The organism is Aeromonas sp. 2692-1, assembly GCF_013085505.1.
Lineage (GTDB): Bacteria > Pseudomonadota > Gammaproteobacteria > Enterobacterales > Aeromonadaceae > Aeromonas > Aeromonas hydrophila.
Window position 1 is genome coordinate 1,397,724 of the sequence record NZ_CP038513.1, and the last position, 13,407, is coordinate 1,411,130.

General features: G+C 64.2%; 12 protein-coding genes and 1 pseudogene. 5 read left to right on the forward strand and 8 right to left on the reverse strand.

Annotated features, from left to right (window positions below; genetic code table 11):
* Window positions 1-2 precede the first annotated feature (2 nt).
* From menH to E5E97_RS06855, 3 genes are read right to left on the reverse strand one after another with little or no spacing between them, the layout of a single operon-like run.
* Entirely contained in the window at window positions 3-773 is a 771-nt protein-coding gene (gene menH / locus E5E97_RS06845; protein ID WP_118881991.1) for a 2-succinyl-6-hydroxy-2,4-cyclohexadiene-1-carboxylate synthase, read from the reverse strand.
* The gene (menD, locus tag E5E97_RS06850) at window positions 763-2,493 is read right to left on the reverse strand and encodes a 2-succinyl-5-enolpyruvyl-6-hydroxy-3-cyclohexene-1-carboxylic-acid synthase (RefSeq protein ID WP_118881990.1); all 1,731 of its coding nucleotides are present in this window, start codon (window positions 2,491-2,493) and stop codon (window positions 763-765) included. The genes menH and menD overlap by 11 nt, the downstream gene beginning before the upstream one ends.
* A 34-nt stretch (window positions 2,494-2,527) precedes the next feature.
* Window positions 2,528-3,874, reverse strand: a complete 1,347-nt coding sequence (locus E5E97_RS06855; protein WP_118881989.1) for an isochorismate synthase MenF — start codon at window positions 3,872-3,874, stop codon at window positions 2,528-2,530.
* Window positions 3,875-4,081: 207 nt separating this feature from the next.
* On the opposite strand from E5E97_RS06855, the gene E5E97_RS06860 reads away from it, so the two are divergent.
* Window positions 4,082-4,987 (forward strand): 1,4-dihydroxy-2-naphthoate polyprenyltransferase, encoded by a 906-nt coding sequence (locus tag E5E97_RS06860; RefSeq protein ID WP_026080210.1) that lies wholly within the window; start codon window positions 4,082-4,084, stop codon window positions 4,985-4,987.
* A gap of 106 nt (window positions 4,988-5,093) precedes the next feature.
* The gene (locus E5E97_RS06865) at window positions 5,094-5,309 is read left to right on the forward strand and encodes a DUF6500 family protein (protein WP_016349305.1); all 216 of its coding nucleotides are present in this window, start codon (window positions 5,094-5,096) and stop codon (window positions 5,307-5,309) included.
* Between the two features lie 79 nt (window positions 5,310-5,388).
* On the opposite strand, the gene E5E97_RS06870 is transcribed toward E5E97_RS06865, so the two are convergent.
* Window positions 5,389-6,786 carry a PepSY domain-containing protein gene (locus E5E97_RS06870; RefSeq protein WP_118881987.1) on the reverse strand — a complete coding sequence of 466 codons (1,398 nt, stop codon included), beginning with the start codon at window positions 6,784-6,786 and terminating at the stop codon, window positions 5,389-5,391.
* Window positions 6,787-7,059: 273 nt separating this feature from the next.
* Between E5E97_RS06870 and E5E97_RS06875 the strand changes: the two genes are divergently transcribed.
* The gene (locus E5E97_RS06875) at window positions 7,060-7,455 is read left to right on the forward strand and encodes a hypothetical protein (protein ID WP_171280024.1); all 396 of its coding nucleotides are present in this window, start codon (window positions 7,060-7,062) and stop codon (window positions 7,453-7,455) included.
* A gap of 170 nt (window positions 7,456-7,625) precedes the next feature.
* On the opposite strand, the gene E5E97_RS06880 is transcribed toward E5E97_RS06875, so the two are convergent.
* Together E5E97_RS06880 and dbpA are read right to left on the reverse strand one after the other, a co-directional pair.
* Complete coding sequence (locus E5E97_RS06880; protein WP_016349308.1) at window positions 7,626-7,916, reverse strand: YkgJ family cysteine cluster protein; 291 nt, start codon at window positions 7,914-7,916, stop codon at window positions 7,626-7,628.
* A gap of 72 nt (window positions 7,917-7,988) precedes the next feature.
* Window positions 7,989-9,365 (reverse strand): ATP-dependent RNA helicase DbpA, encoded by a 1,377-nt coding sequence (gene dbpA, locus E5E97_RS06885; protein ID WP_118881986.1) that lies wholly within the window; start codon window positions 9,363-9,365, stop codon window positions 7,989-7,991.
* Window positions 9,366-9,929: 564 nt separating this feature from the next.
* Here dbpA and E5E97_RS06890 point away from each other — a divergent pair.
* A complete protein-coding gene (locus E5E97_RS06890) occupies window positions 9,930-11,135 on the forward strand; it encodes a NupC/NupG family nucleoside CNT transporter (protein WP_016349310.1) in 1,206 nt (401 codons plus the stop codon).
* 91 nt (window positions 11,136-11,226) lie between these two features.
* Here E5E97_RS06890 and E5E97_RS06895 read toward each other — a convergent pair whose 3' ends face one another.
* Complete coding sequence (locus E5E97_RS06895) at window positions 11,227-11,727, reverse strand: metal-dependent hydrolase (protein WP_171281201.1); 501 nt, start codon at window positions 11,725-11,727, stop codon at window positions 11,227-11,229.
* Between the two features lie 125 nt (window positions 11,728-11,852).
* The gene (locus E5E97_RS06900) at window positions 11,853-12,302 is read right to left on the reverse strand and encodes a YaiI/YqxD family protein (protein WP_065479821.1); all 450 of its coding nucleotides are present in this window, start codon (window positions 12,300-12,302) and stop codon (window positions 11,853-11,855) included.
* Window positions 12,303-12,491: 189 nt separating this feature from the next.
* Between E5E97_RS06900 and zntB the strand changes: the two are divergent.
* Window positions 12,492-13,399, forward strand: a pseudogene (zntB, locus tag E5E97_RS06905) (zinc transporter ZntB).
* The last annotated feature ends 8 nt before the right edge of the window (window positions 13,400-13,407 follow it).

Below are 13,407 nucleotides of genomic sequence, written 5' to 3' on the forward strand. Positions count from 1 at the left end.
CTTCAATCATGACGCTTCTCTTCTTGTTGTTGGTTGACCCACTCCGCGAGGAGCCGGGCAAAAGTCTCAGGCTGGTGGGCATGCAGATTGTGGCCGCCATCCAGCTCCAAGTGGTTGATTTTGCGATGCTGACTCGCCATGAGGCAAGCCAGCTGATGGAATTTGTGATCCCGCTTGCCGCTCACGTAGGTGACCGGCAGCGCACCTTGCGCCAGCCAGTCGCCGAGATCCGGCTGCTGGCCCAGGGAGGTGGCCCGCAGCATGGCGGCCACGGCCTTGCCGTCGTTGCCAAGGCGGCGGGCTATCTGGCGGGCGCGGGCATCCTCGCCCAGATCGGCGAACACCCCCTGCCGATACCAGTCGGCCAGCACGGTCGCCAGGGGCTCCTGCTCGAAGCGCCGGGCCCAGCCCTCATCGTGGGCGAGGCGGGCGGGCCGCTCTGCCGGTGGCTGGCCGGGGTGGCAATTTTCCAGCAGCAGGGCCTGCAGCCCCACCGGCGACTGGCTGGCGTGATAGAGGGCGAGCCGCCCGCCCAGCGAATAGCCCACCAGTTGGTAGCGACCGATGCCGCGCGCGGCCAGCTCGTCGCACAGCCAGCGATGGGCCTGCTCGAACCCCGCTACCCGCACTGCCCGGTTGCTGCCGTGGCCCGGCAGATCCAGCGCCAGGCTGGGGAGGTCGGCCAAGGCCGCCTGCACGGGTTGCCAGTCGTAGGCATCGCCGAGCAGGCCGTGCAGCAGCACCAGCGTCGGCTGGTCGGCACTAGCTGCCACGGATCGCGCTTCCCAATGCCTTCAGATCCTCGGCGACTTCGCTGCTGGGGACCTTGATTTCAATCAGCGTTACCCCCTTTTCCAGCGCGGCGGCATAATCCCGTTCAAAGTCGGCGAGGGTGGCCGGCGCCCGGTAGTGGAGGCCGAACATGGCGGCGGCGTGCTCGAAGTGCAGGCCGTGAGGCAGGCAGTAGTAGGTCTCCAGCAGCGCGTCCTGGGTCGGCACCGGCAGCATGCGAAAGATGCTGCCGCCATCGTTGTTGAGCAGGATCACCACCAGCGGTCGACTCGATTTGCCGAGCAGCGCCAGGCTGTTGAGATCGTGCAGGGCGCTGAGATCGCCGAGCAGCAGGGTGGTGGGCTCATTGCTGCCCGATTGGACCGATTGCGCGAAGCCGTAGGCGGTGGCGATGAGGCCGTCGATGCCGGAGGCGCCGCGGTTGGTCATCACCCGGCTGGGGCCCTTGCCCGCCTCGCCGAGCATGTCCATCAGCCGGGCCGGCATGCTGTTGCCGACAAACAGCTGGCCTCTGATCAGCTGGTTCAGGCGATGGCACACCCCGAGCTCGGAGAAACGCTCGCAGGCGCTGCGCACCTGCTGGCTGACGGCCTGCTGGCGCTCCGCCAGCCGGTGCCAGGGCAGGTGCGGGTGCGCCACCGGATGGGCGGCGGCAAAGGCGCCGGGTTCGCACAGCAGGCGGCGGCGCAGCCGGTAGTCCGGGTCGAGCCGGGCTGGCTGCGGGTCGATGAGCCAGTATGCCTGCCAGGGCTGCTGCTTGATGAACTGGCCGAGCCGCTTGGAGATGAGGCGGGCGCCAAATTGCAGCAGCACCTCGGCCCGGGCCAGCTCGGCCAAAAAGCCACTGTGTTGCAGGGCGAGATCGGCGTGCACCAGGTTGCGGCCATCGAAGCGCAGCTGGCTCTGCAGGTCTGCCAGCAGGGGCCAGCCGAGCCGCTCGGCCAGGGCGGCAACCGCCTTGGCCTGGACCGGATCCTGAATGCGGCCGGCGACGATGAGGCCGCGCTTGCCCTGCAGCTCGTCCCAGTCTGGCTGACACGGGCAGGGGGTCTGCGCCAGTTGCCAGGGGCTCCAGGGCTCGGACGAGCTGAGCCAGTCGCCGAGGGGGGCCAGATAGGCGGAGAAGTCCAGGTAGGCGTCGCCCGGATAGAGGGGTTCGGGGTACATGCAGTTGAAGTGCACCGGCCCCGGTGTGCGCGCCTGCTGGGCCAGCGCCTGATCCACCGAGCTCAGCACGAAGGCGGCCGGGATGGTGGCGGTGGGGCTCGGCAGGTTCTGCTGATAGACGGGGTAGCGGCCGAAGATCCCCTGCTGATCGATGGCCTGGTTGGCCCCGTTGTCGATGAGCTCGGGCGGCCTGTCGGCGGAGAGAATGATGAGCGGCACGCCGGTGAGTTGCGCCTCGGCCACTGCCGGCCAGAGGTTGGCCACCGCGGTGCCCGAGGTCATGATCACCGCGACCGGGCGGCCGCTGCCCTTGGCCAGCCCCAGCGCCATGAAGCCGAGGCCGCGCTCGTCAAAGTGCAGATGGCGGCGAAAACCGGGGTGGGCGGCGGCTGCCATGGTGAGCGGCGCCGAGCGCGAGCCGGAGGCCAGCGCGATGTCGCGCACGCCGAGGCGAAAGAGCTCCTCCAGCAAGAGGGAAGACCAGACGTGGTTGAAGGTGGCATGGTGGCTGGCAAACTCTTGGCGCGCGGACATGAGGCTCTCGCAGTGAGGAAACGATGAGAAAACGCTATCCCAGCAGGGAGAGCACGTTGGCGATCTTGTTGTCGAGTTCGGCCCACTCGGCGGCAGGCTCGGAACCCGCGACGATACCGGCGCCGGCAAACAGGGTGATGGCCTGCGCCGTGATGCGGGCACTGCGGATGGCGACCGAGAACTCCGAGGTCTCCCGGCTCAGCATGCCGCAGGCGCCGGCATACCAGCCGCGATCATAGGGCTCGCGCTCGCGGATGAAGGCCAGCGCCGCCTCGCGCGGGGCACCGCCCACCGCGGGGGTGGGGTGCAGCGCTTCCAGCAGTTGCCAGTCGCAGACGCCGGGCTTGAGCTCGGCCTCGATGTCGCACTTGAGGTGCTGCAGCAGCCGCAGTTTGAGAATGCGCGGCTCGGTCAGGGTGGCATCTGTGGTGAGCGGCGCCAGCCGGCTGAGAATGTCGGCGTGCACCAGCCGGTTTTCCAGCCGGTTCTTGCTGTCGGCCAGCAGCTCGGCGGCCAGCGCCGCGTCGGTTGCCTCGTCGCCGGAGCGGCGGATGGTGCCCGCCAGCGCCTCGGTGAAGAGGTGCTGATGTTCACGGCGGTAGAGGCGCTCGGGGGAGCAGGCGATAAAGCTCTGCTCGGGCGAAAACTGGAAGCCGAAGTGAAAGCAGTCCTGACCGTGCTGTGCCCAGCTGGCCAACAGCGACCAGGGAGCGACGGCCTGCGGGTCGGCCGTGAGCGTTGCACCGTCATGGGTGAGCCGGCTCTGGCGCGACAGCACCACCTTGGGGGTGTGGGTCTGGAACTCGGGGGCGGTGACCTGCTCGACCAGGGTCTGCCACTGCGGCTGGCTCGGGCAATCCTCCCGCTGCCATGAATGAGGGGTCAGCGGCGGCAGAGGTGCCTCCGGCCGAAGGGCGTCGAGGGCGGCGGCGGCGGCCTGCAGTTCGGCCTCGAAGGCGTCGCTGCCGGTCTGCTCCGGCAACCAGAGGTTGAGGCAGAGGGTGACGCACTCGCCACGACGCACCAGTTCGATGCGGGGCAGCACGAAGCGGCAGGGGCCGAACCCCTGCCAGCCGGGCTGGGTGGGGTCGAACGCCAGCCCGCCATAGTAGCGGGGGCTGTCGTCATGGGGCTGGCTGGTCTGTTCGCAGACCTGGCGGATCGCCTGGGGCTCGGCCAGCTCGCGCAGGCAGCCCAGCGCCACGTATTCGGGACGGTCGTGTCCTCTGGCATGCCAATAGATACGGGGATAGAGGGTCTGCGCCGCGAGCCAGCCCAGAAAGGAGTCGACCTCGATGGCCACGCGCAGCCGCACGAAGCCGCTGGCATTGCCGTGACGCAGGGCGTCCAGTTGTTGCTTGATATGGGTCTGAGCCAACATGGATTTCGTCTATGAGCCGATAGTGACGGTCCATCCTGCAGAAGGATGCCGTTGGTTTATGCCAAAGGAGCGATTATTCCTATATATTATCTGCCCATTCGTCCATGTAAATCGCCCGGGGAGCTACCTCCCGAGGGGCCAAGTATACCGAAATCCGGTTCGATAACCCTTAACACGATCAATATCTGATTGTTTGGCCATCACAATATGACAAATACCTTATCTATTTGGTTGCTGGCGGCGCGTTTGCGAACGTTGCCGCTGGCGTGCTCCTCCATTTTGCTGGGTTCCGGGCTTGCGGCCAGCCGCGGTGCCTTCGACGGCACCATCATGGCGCTCTCCCTGCTGACCGCCATTCTGCTGCAGATCCTCTCCAATCTGGCCAACGATTATGGGGATGCGGTATCCGGGGCGGACAATGGCGAACGGATCGGCCCCCAGCGCGCCGTGGTCTCTGGCCTCATCACCCGCCGGCAGATGTGCGTGGCCATGGCGCTGACCGCGCTGGCCGCAGTAGTCAGCGGTCTCGCCCTGCTGGGTTGTGCTTTTGGCGATCAGTGGCTGCAGATCCTCACCTTCGTGCTGCTCGGTGGCGCCGCCATCGTCGCCGCCATCACCTACACGGTGGGCAAGACCCCTTACGGCTATCGCGGCTTTGGCGACATCTCGGTGTTTCTGTTCTTCGGCCTGCTGGGGGTGCTCGGCTCCTACTACCTGTTCACCAAGACCCTGCAGTGGGATCTGCTGCTGCCGGCCACCGCCTGTGGCCTGCTGGCCACCGCGGTGCTCAACATCAACAACGTGCGCGACATCGAGACCGATGCGGTCAGCGGCAAGATCACCCTGGCGGTGCGGCTCGGTCGCAACCGTGCCATCGCCTACCACTGGGTACTGCTGGGGGCGGCGTTGCTGACCACCATCGCCTTCCTGCTGACCCAGCCCGCCAGTTTCTGGCCCTGGATCTTCCTGCCTGCCATGAAGCCGCTCACCGATGCCGCCAAGACCCTGCGCCAGAGTTTCGATGGCGAGGTGCTGACCGGCGCGCTCAAGAAGACCGCCATCAGCGCCTTCCTGTTCAGCCTGCTGCTCTCCATCGGGCTGGCGCTCTCCTGACTGGGGGCCATGTGATCGGCAATGCAAAAGGGCTCCCGGACGGGGGCCCTTTTTGTGGGTTGGGGTATGCTGGCCGGCCAATCACTCATCAGGCCGGAACGCCGCCATGCGCGACTCGCTCAAACAGAAAATCATTCAGGTGTGCCATCAGAAAATCGCGCAGAAGGGGGAGGCGGTCGGCGTCTCCTTCTATGCGTTTTTTGCCAACCGCAACGATGACCCCGAGTTGCTGATGGAGGCGGCGACCTGGTGGATCCAGACCCAGCGCCTCGATCACTTCGAGAAGGCGAGGAAGATCCTCCAGCTGGTGGAGCAAGCGTAAAGGTGCACTGAAACCAGGAGGGCTCCCGTGTGGGAGCCCTCCTGAAGTGGCTGCTTGGTGCGGCGCACGGCGCCGGCGACTAGCTAACCCGTGCCAGCCGTGGCGCCCGATGGCGGGCGAAGAGCAGACTGTCCAGCAGCCAGATCACCAGCATGGAGCCGCCCACCAGCGGGAAGCAGATACCGAGCAGGATCAGCAGGGCAATGGCGCCGCGCATGGGGGGCAGGCTGGCCGGCAAGGGCGGGGCGGCGAGGCGACCACTGGGGCGGCGGCTCCACCAGATCCAGAGCCCGCTCACCGAGCTCAGCAACACCAGCAGGCAGATGAGCAGCATGGCCAGCTGGTGCGGCCAGCCGTAGAGCTTGCCCATGTGCAGCATGACGCCGGTTTCCACCGTCTTGGCGACCGGACCGTAGTCTTGCCAGCGCACGTCGGTCAGCACCTTGCCGCTGTATTGATCGATGTGCAGGGTGGCGTCGTTGCGTGGATCATCGGCCGAGATGGCGATGGTGTAGACGCCGCTCGCCCCGGCCGGTGGTGTGATGCTGTAGCCCGGCGTGACCTGGCGCGCAGCGGCGATCTCCACCACCTGTTGCAGCGGGATGCGGTGTTCCGCCATCACCATGCCGTCGTGCTCGCCGCCGTGCCCCATGGCGCTGTGGTCGTGGGCCTTGGGCTCGGCCGAGCTGGGGATGGGGGTGTTCTCGACCGCCCAGGGGACTGTCTGTTGATGGGCATGGTTGAGGCTGCGCGCCAGGGGCGCCGACTTGGGTACCTCGTTCCACATGGCGGCCGGGAAGCGGTTCCAGACGGCGGCAAACTGATCGCCCCAGAAACCGGTCCAGGTCATGCCGCTCAAGAGCAGCAGCAGCAGGAAGCCGGCGCCCCAGAAACCGACCACGGCGTGCAGATCGCGCCACCAGAGCCGGCCGCGCTGGCTCCAGCGTGGCCACAGGATGCCGCCAACCCCTGGCCCCTTGCGTGGCCACCAGAGATAGAGCCCGCTGATGAGCAGCACGATTCCCCAGCCGGCGGCCAGCTCGATCAACCGATCCCCTATGGTGCCGAGCAGCAGATCGGCGTGCAGGGCGCGCGCCACCGCCTGCAGATTCCACTTGTTGTCCAGGGTGCCGAGCAGGGCGCCGCTGGCGGGATCGAGGAACAGGGTCAGCTCGTTGCCGCCTTGGCGGACGATGAACTGGGCGCTGGCCTCCGGGCTGACCGGTGGCAGGTACTTGCTCAGGCTGGCATCCGGCATGGCCACCATCGTTTTGACCAGCAGCTGATCGGCGCTGAGCGGCTGGCTGACGGGGGCGACCTTCATCAGCTCGGGATACATCAGGTTGTCGAGCTGAGGCTTGAACAGATAGACGATCCCGGTCAGCGAGAGCAGGATCAGGAAGGGGGCGACGAAGAGACCCGCATAGAAGTGCCAGCGCCAGATGCGCTGATAGTGGTTCGCGTCCCGATTTTTCATCTCTGTTCCTTGCGCCGTGAGTTAACGTTTCAGTTGGTGGAATGTTGGTGGCGGCGCGGATGATAGCAGCAACGTTTTGTTAACTGCAACAGAACATGAGGGCTGGTCGATGCGGTGGGCAAGGGCGTGCTGAGCAGGCCGCCAGTGGGTCAACCGGTGACGCAGCCCATCCAGGCTCGCGCCTGGCAGAATGGACTTTTTGCAGAGAAATCCTTACCTTGTTGCAACATAAAAGGGTGCTTGCGCGACGAAAATCCAGGGAAGGAGGCAGACGTGAAGTTGCAACCACACGGCCATTTCGAGATGCAGCGACGCGGTCAGGTGCTGATCTGCCGACCGAGCGGCCCCTTCAATCTGGCGGGGGCCATGGCCTATGAGGCACAGTTCAGCCAGCAGATCGCCAGCCTGCGCGACGCGCCCTGGGGCATTATCGAAGTGGCGACCGAGTTTGAGGCGGCGGGCCCCGAGGTGCTGGCCCGCTTTCGCCGCCAGTTCGGCTGGTGCGCCAGCAACGGCTGCGCCTTTCTGGCGGTGGTGTTGGCGGGCAGCTTCAAGCAGTATCTGGCGGATCAGGTGTTCAGCGGTTTGCCGTTTCAGGGCGTCCGCTACTTCGAGCAGACCGACGAGGCGCTGCAGTGGCTGGAACGGCAACTGGCCGGGCTGGTCTGACGGCACGGCAGGCTGATCATTACCCGCAGCTCAGTTGAGCTTGATAAACCACTTGTCCCGCTCGTCGACGCAGTCGGGCTCGCCCATTTCAAATTCACGGCATATCAAGGGGCGGACTTCATGGATGGGGCACATCATCGCGGGAGTGCGATCGAGTGCTCGCCCATCGGTCAATTGAGCTTGATAAACCACTTGTCCCGCTCGTCGACGCAGTCGGGCTCGCCCATTTCAAATTCACGGCATATCAAGGGGCGGACTTCGTAGATGCGGCACATCATGGTGTTGCGATCGAGCGCGGCGCACCAGCCATCTTCCAGCCGGTGCATCACCGGCACTTCACCTTCCCGCTCTTCCACATAGCGATCCGGGACGCCGGTATCGGTAAACAGCATCACCTCGAGGCGGCAGCAGCAGGCTTCGCAGTTCTGGCAGCTCACTTCGGGTCGGGTTGTCTGGGTCATGGCATCTGCCTTGTTCTCATGGGCACGGATAAATATGAAACAGGCGCCGAACCGGCGCCTGTGTCGTGAACCTTAGCCCAGCTTGCGAGCGCGGTAGCTGCGCCCCTTGATCTTGCCTTCCTGCAGCCGCTTGAGGGCGGCACTGGCCACCTGGCGCTTCACCGCCACGTAGGAGTACTGCTCGGAAATCTGGATCTTGCCCACATCGGCCCCGGCAATGCCGCCTTCGCCAGTCAGGGCGCCGAGGATGTCACCGGCGCGCACCTTGCTCTTGCGGCCCGCATCGATGGAGAGGGTCACCATCTGCGGCGCGATCGGCTTGATGTCGCGGCCGATCCCGGTCAGGTCGCCCTGGGGAATGGGGGCTTGCTGGTACTCCTCGATGAAGTTGACGCGCTGGGCCTCGTTCGGCTGGTAGAGGCTCAGGGCCAGGCCCTGCTGACCGGCGCGGCCGGTCCGACCGATGCGGTGCACGTGCACCTCGGGGTCGTAGGTCAGCTCGTAGTTGATGACGGCGCCCAGCTCCTTGATGTCGAGACCGCGGGCAGCCACGTCGGTGGCCACCAGGATGGTGGCGCTGCCGTTGGCGAAGCGCACCAGCACCTGATCCCGCTCGCGCTGCTCCAGGTCGCCGTTCAGCGCCAGCGCCGAGAAGCCCTTGGCGGCCAGGTGATCGGCCACGTCGTTGCAGGCCCGCTTGGTGTTGCAGAACACCACGCAGGAGCTCGGCTGGTAGTGGCTGAGCAACCAGCCGAGGGCGTCAAGGCGCTGGCCGGCCGGCACTTCATACAGCTTCTGCTCGATGGCGCTGTCTTCGTGCAGGGACTCCACGCTCACCTCGACCGGGTTGCGCTGCACGCCGCGGCTCATCTGGGCGATCCCCTCCGGATAGGTGGCGGAGAACAGCAGGGTCTGGCGATCGCGCGGGGCGTGGCTGATGACCCGGTTGATGTCTTCGCCAAAGCCCATGTCCAGCATGCGATCCGCTTCGTCCAGCACCAGCGTCTTGAGGCCGTCCAGCTCGAGGGTGCCCTGCTCCAGATGCTTGAGGATCCGGCCCGGGGTGCCGACGGCGATGTGGGCGCCAAAGCTCAGGGTGGCGGATTGCGGTGCGGTCGGGGTGCCGCCGCACAGGGTGACCAGCTTGACGTTGGGCAGGGTTCGGGCGAGACGGCGGATCTCGGTGGCAACCTGATCGGCCAGCTCGCGAGTTGGACAGAGCACCAGCGCCTGCACCTCGAGCCGGTTGACATCGAGGTTGGCAAGCAGGCCGAGGCCGAAGGCCGCGGTCTTGCCGCTGCCGGTTTTTGCCTTGGCGATCAGGTCTTTGCCATCGAGTACCAGGGGCAGACTCTGGGCCTGGATCGGGGTCATCTGCAGATAACCCAGGCTGGCGAGGTTGTCCTGCAGGGCGGGGGAGAGGTTCAGGCTGCTAAATTCGTTGTTCACAAAAAGACTCTATATCGGAGAAAACGGGCTGCGCCGTGCGCAAGGGCGCGCATTGTATCAGAAAGCGCTGCCGGGTGTGGCGGATTTTTGAACGACTGGACGGCGACGGTGGCGAGGCCGCTGCCGGGGAAAAACGGTGGTGGCATGTTGTCCGGCTCGTCTGAAAATACCCCACTGCCTTTCGGAAATTAGCTGAAAGAAGCCGGGCCATTCATCGCAAATAAGATAAACGTTTGTCATTTTGATTTGATTAAATAAATTCGCCGTAAATTTAACCTCGCCGCTATGACGCCATTTGCCAGGTTTTAAATAAATGTGATAAAGCTGTGAAAATAGCCCTTTCAGACTGAATGGTTTATTTTTAACTATCTGTTTATTAATGACTTTTACGTTTATTGAACAATGATTAGATGCTTGTGTGAGCGTTTAATTAATTTAAAAACGTTTGTATTATCCAACATGCATATTTTTACCGCAGATTGTGATGGCTATCTGATTTTTAAATATGCAAATGTCTATGATGGCGCCGGTCAAAAAATTACAAATTACTCAGGTGCTACTGGTATGGAATACGTTCACTTTGTGCTCGGACTCGTGATGGTCCTCGCTCTTGCTTTGCTGGCCAACCGCCACAACTGGAAACAGATCAAACTGCGTTATATCGGCCAACTGCTGGTGGTCGAACTGGCGCTGGCCTGGTTCATGCTGAACTCCGAAGTGGGTCTGGCGGTGGTGGGTGGCTTCGCGGCCGGCTTCACCAAGTTGATGGAGTTTGCCAAACAGGGTACCGACTTCGTGTTCGGCGGCCTGGTCAATGAAGGGGCCTTCTCCTTCTTCCTGATGGTACTGATGCCCATCGTCTTCATCTCCGTGCTGATCGGTATCCTGCAGTACATCCGTCTGCTGCCGCTGGTGATCCGCGGCATCGGTACCGTGCTGGCCAAGATCAACGGCATGGGCAAGCTGGAGTCCTTCAACGCCATCAGCTCCATGATCGTCGGCCAGTCCGAGAACTTCATCGCGCTCAAGAACATCCTGCCGCACCTGAACGAGAAGCAGATGTACACCCTGGCCGCCACTGCCATGTCCACCGTCTCCATGTCCATCGTCGGTGCCTACATGCAGCTGATCGAGCCGCGCTACGTGGTGGCCGCGCTGGTGCTCAACATGTTCAGCACCTTCATCGTGCTGTCGCTGATCAACCCCTACGAGCCGGACAACACCGTGACCGACGCCAAGGCGCTGGCCGAAGGTGACGAGCACCACAGCCCGAAGAAAGAGAACTTCTTCGAGATGCTGGGCGAGTACATCATGGCCGGTTTCACCGTGGCGGTCATCGTGGGTGCCATGCTGGTCGGCTTCATCGCCCTGATTGCCCTCATCAACTACCTGTTCGAGATGGCATTCGGCGTCAACTTCCAGTTCGTCATGGGCTACCTCTTCTACCCGATCGCCTGGATCCTGGGCATCCCGAGTGGTGAAGCGCTGCAAGCCGGCTCCATCATGGCGACCAAGCTGGTAACCAACGAGTTCGTGGCCATGATGGATCTGGGCAAGATCGCAGCCCAGCTCTCTCCGCGCACCATCGGCATCCTCTCCATCTTCATGGTGTCGTTCGCCAACTTCAGCTCCATCGGCATCATCGCCGGTGCGGTGAAGGCGCTGAACGAAGAGAAGGGCAACATGGTCTCCCGCTTCGGTCTGAAGCTGGTGTACGGCTCCACCCTGGTGAGCCTGCTCTCCGCCGTGATTGCCGGTGTGATGCTGTAATACCGCCACCCGCTCTCACCATGACAAACCCCTGCCTCGGCAGGGGTTTGTTTTTTTGGCAACAGCAGGTGCTAGCTGGCCTGACAGGCCGCTAGTCTGGCCAGTGGGCCCAGTAACCGGCGGCCAGCAGGGTGAGAGTGCAAAAGCCGGTCTCGACGGCGCCGCCGCTTTTGAGCGGCCAGCCCGGCAGCCGGTAGCGGCGCTTGCTGGGCCACAGCAGCGGAATGCCGGCCGGGGTGAGCCAGTCTCCCAGCAGGTGGCTGAGGTAGCCGATGATGAGAGCATCCTTGACGCCGGTGGGCAGCAGGGCGGGAGCCAGACTCTGATCCAGTCCCCAGATGGCGGCGGCCACCGCCAGCAGGCTGTGGGTGAAGCCGCGATGGCCGAACAGCCGCGACAAGGGTTTGGAGATCCAGGGCAGGCGTTGCCCCAGCACCGACCTGGGGTGATCGAGGTCCGGCAGCAGGGCGCTGGCCAGCGCGGCAGGAATGGTGTGCCACAGGCTGGCGTCGGCCAGGGCCGGCGTCAGCTGGAGTTTGTGGGAGAGCAGGGTGCAGGTAACGGAGAAGAGCAGGTGCCCTTGGGCGGTCATGATGGCTACGACATGGGGAAAATGGCGGCGCATCTTACCAGCCTGATGGTTGTGGTCAGCTGTTATTTTGAAAATCAGTATGTTACGGCGAAAAAGCGCCCAGAGAGGGCGCCTTTAGGGTCTCTTTACAGCTTGCCTTTGACCAGCCACTTGTCGAGGGCGTTGGCGAAACGCTGCTTGTCGGCCGCGTTGAGGGGCGCCGGACCGCCGGTCTGCACCCCGGCCGAGCGCAGCTCTTCCATGAAGTTGCGCATGCCGAGCCGCGCCTTGATGGTCTCGCGGGTGTAGATCTCGCCGCGAGGATTGAGCGCCTCGCCGCCGGCATCGATCACCCAGGAGGCGAGCGGGATGTCGCCGGTGATCACCAGATCGCCGGGTTTGACCTGCTGGGCGATGACATGATCTGCCACATCGAAGCCCTTCTCCACCTGCTGGGTCTTGATGAAGGGGGAAGGGGGTACCCGCAGCCCCTGATTGGCCACTAGCGTGGTCACCACCTGGGCACGGTGGGCGGCGCGGTAAAGGATCTCCTTGACCGGAATGGGGCAGGCATCGGCATCAACCCAGATGGGCATGGCAGGGCTTCCTGTGTCTGAAACGAGTGGCGCATCTTAACACGGCCGGCGCGGGGCGGCTGCCCCGGGGCTGAGTCGGGCCCGGCTTTGGTGTAAGCTGGGCCGATGAACATGAGCGAAAAGGACGAGCAGATGGATCGGGTGCCCAGTGACGTAATTTATGGCCTGACCCTGGATGGCAGGGGTGGCATGCAGCCACTGGTGGCGGGCTGCGAGATACCGGCGCAGCAGCCGGGCTGGCTGCATCTGGACTACGGCAATCCGGAGGCGGCGCGCTGGCTGTTGCAGACCCCGCTGCTCAATGATGCGGCGCGCGAGTCGCTGCTCGGCCAGAGCAATCGTCCCAAGCTGGTAAGGATGGGGGAGACGGTGCTGCTGATCCTGCGCGGCATCAACCACAACAAGGACCACAGACCGGAAGAGATGGTGGCGCTGCGCATCTACATCACCCCGGATCTCATCATCAGCAGCCGGCGCCGGCCGCTGCTGTCGGAGCAGGACGTGTTCAACCAGCTCAAGCTGGGGGCGGCGCCGATACCCCGGCCGACTGGCTGGTGGAGATCTGCGACGCCCTGACCGATCGGGCCGGGGAGTTCGTCGAGGAGCTGCACGATCAGATCCTGGATCTGGAGGAGATGGTGCTGATGCGCGACCTGCCCGCCAATGGCCGGTTGGCGCTGATCCGCAAGCAGCTCATCATGATCCGCCGCTACCTCTCGCCCCAGCGGGATCTGGTGGCGCGCCTGGCCAACGAGAAGATCAGCTGGCTGGATGAAGATGACCGCCGGCGTCTGCTGGACATCGCCGACCGGCTGCGGCGCTGGCTGGACGATCTGGACGCCGGGGTGGCTCGCACCGCCGTGCTGGCGGACGAGATCAACAACCTGATGGCGGAGGCGACCAATCGCCGCGCCTACCAGATGTCGGTGATGGCGCTGCTGTTCCTGCCCGCCAGCTTCCTGACCGGCCTGTTCGGCATCAACCTGGGGGGCATTCCCGGGGCCGAGAGCCCGACCGCCTTCTGGATCTTCTGCGGCTCCCTGGTGGCGCTGGCGACCGGGCTGGCAGTCTGGCTCAAACATCGGCGCTGGTGGTAAGGAGCAGA

What these genes read in the sequence shown, in the direction of transcription:
- E5E97_RS06900 (WP_065479821.1), bottom strand. Translation starts at nt 12,302, where the DNA reads ATGCCCATCTGGGTTGATGCCGATGCCTGCCCCATTCCGGTCAAGGAG.
- E5E97_RS06880 (WP_016349308.1), bottom strand. Translation starts at nt 7,916, where the DNA reads ATGACCCAGACAACCCGACCCGAAGTGAGCTGCCAGAACTGCGAAGCC.
- E5E97_RS06860 (WP_026080210.1), top strand. Translation starts at nt 4,082, where the DNA reads ATGACAAATACCTTATCTATTTGGTTGCTGGCGGCGCGTTTGCGAACG.
- E5E97_RS06865 (WP_016349305.1), top strand. Translation starts at nt 5,094, where the DNA reads ATGCGCGACTCGCTCAAACAGAAAATCATTCAGGTGTGCCATCAGAAA.
- E5E97_RS06895 (WP_171281201.1), bottom strand. Translation starts at nt 11,727, where the DNA reads ATGACCGCCCAAGGGCACCTGCTCTTCTCCGTTACCTGCACCCTGCTC.
- E5E97_RS06870 (WP_118881987.1), bottom strand. Translation starts at nt 6,786, where the DNA reads ATGAAAAATCGGGACGCGAACCACTATCAGCGCATCTGGCGCTGGCAC.
- E5E97_RS06855 (WP_118881989.1), bottom strand. Translation starts at nt 3,874, where the DNA reads ATGTTGGCTCAGACCCATATCAAGCAACAACTGGACGCCCTGCGTCAC.
- menD (WP_118881990.1), bottom strand. Translation starts at nt 2,493, where the DNA reads ATGTCCGCGCGCCAAGAGTTTGCCAGCCACCATGCCACCTTCAACCAC.
- E5E97_RS06890 (WP_016349310.1), top strand. Translation starts at nt 9,930, where the DNA reads ATGGAATACGTTCACTTTGTGCTCGGACTCGTGATGGTCCTCGCTCTT.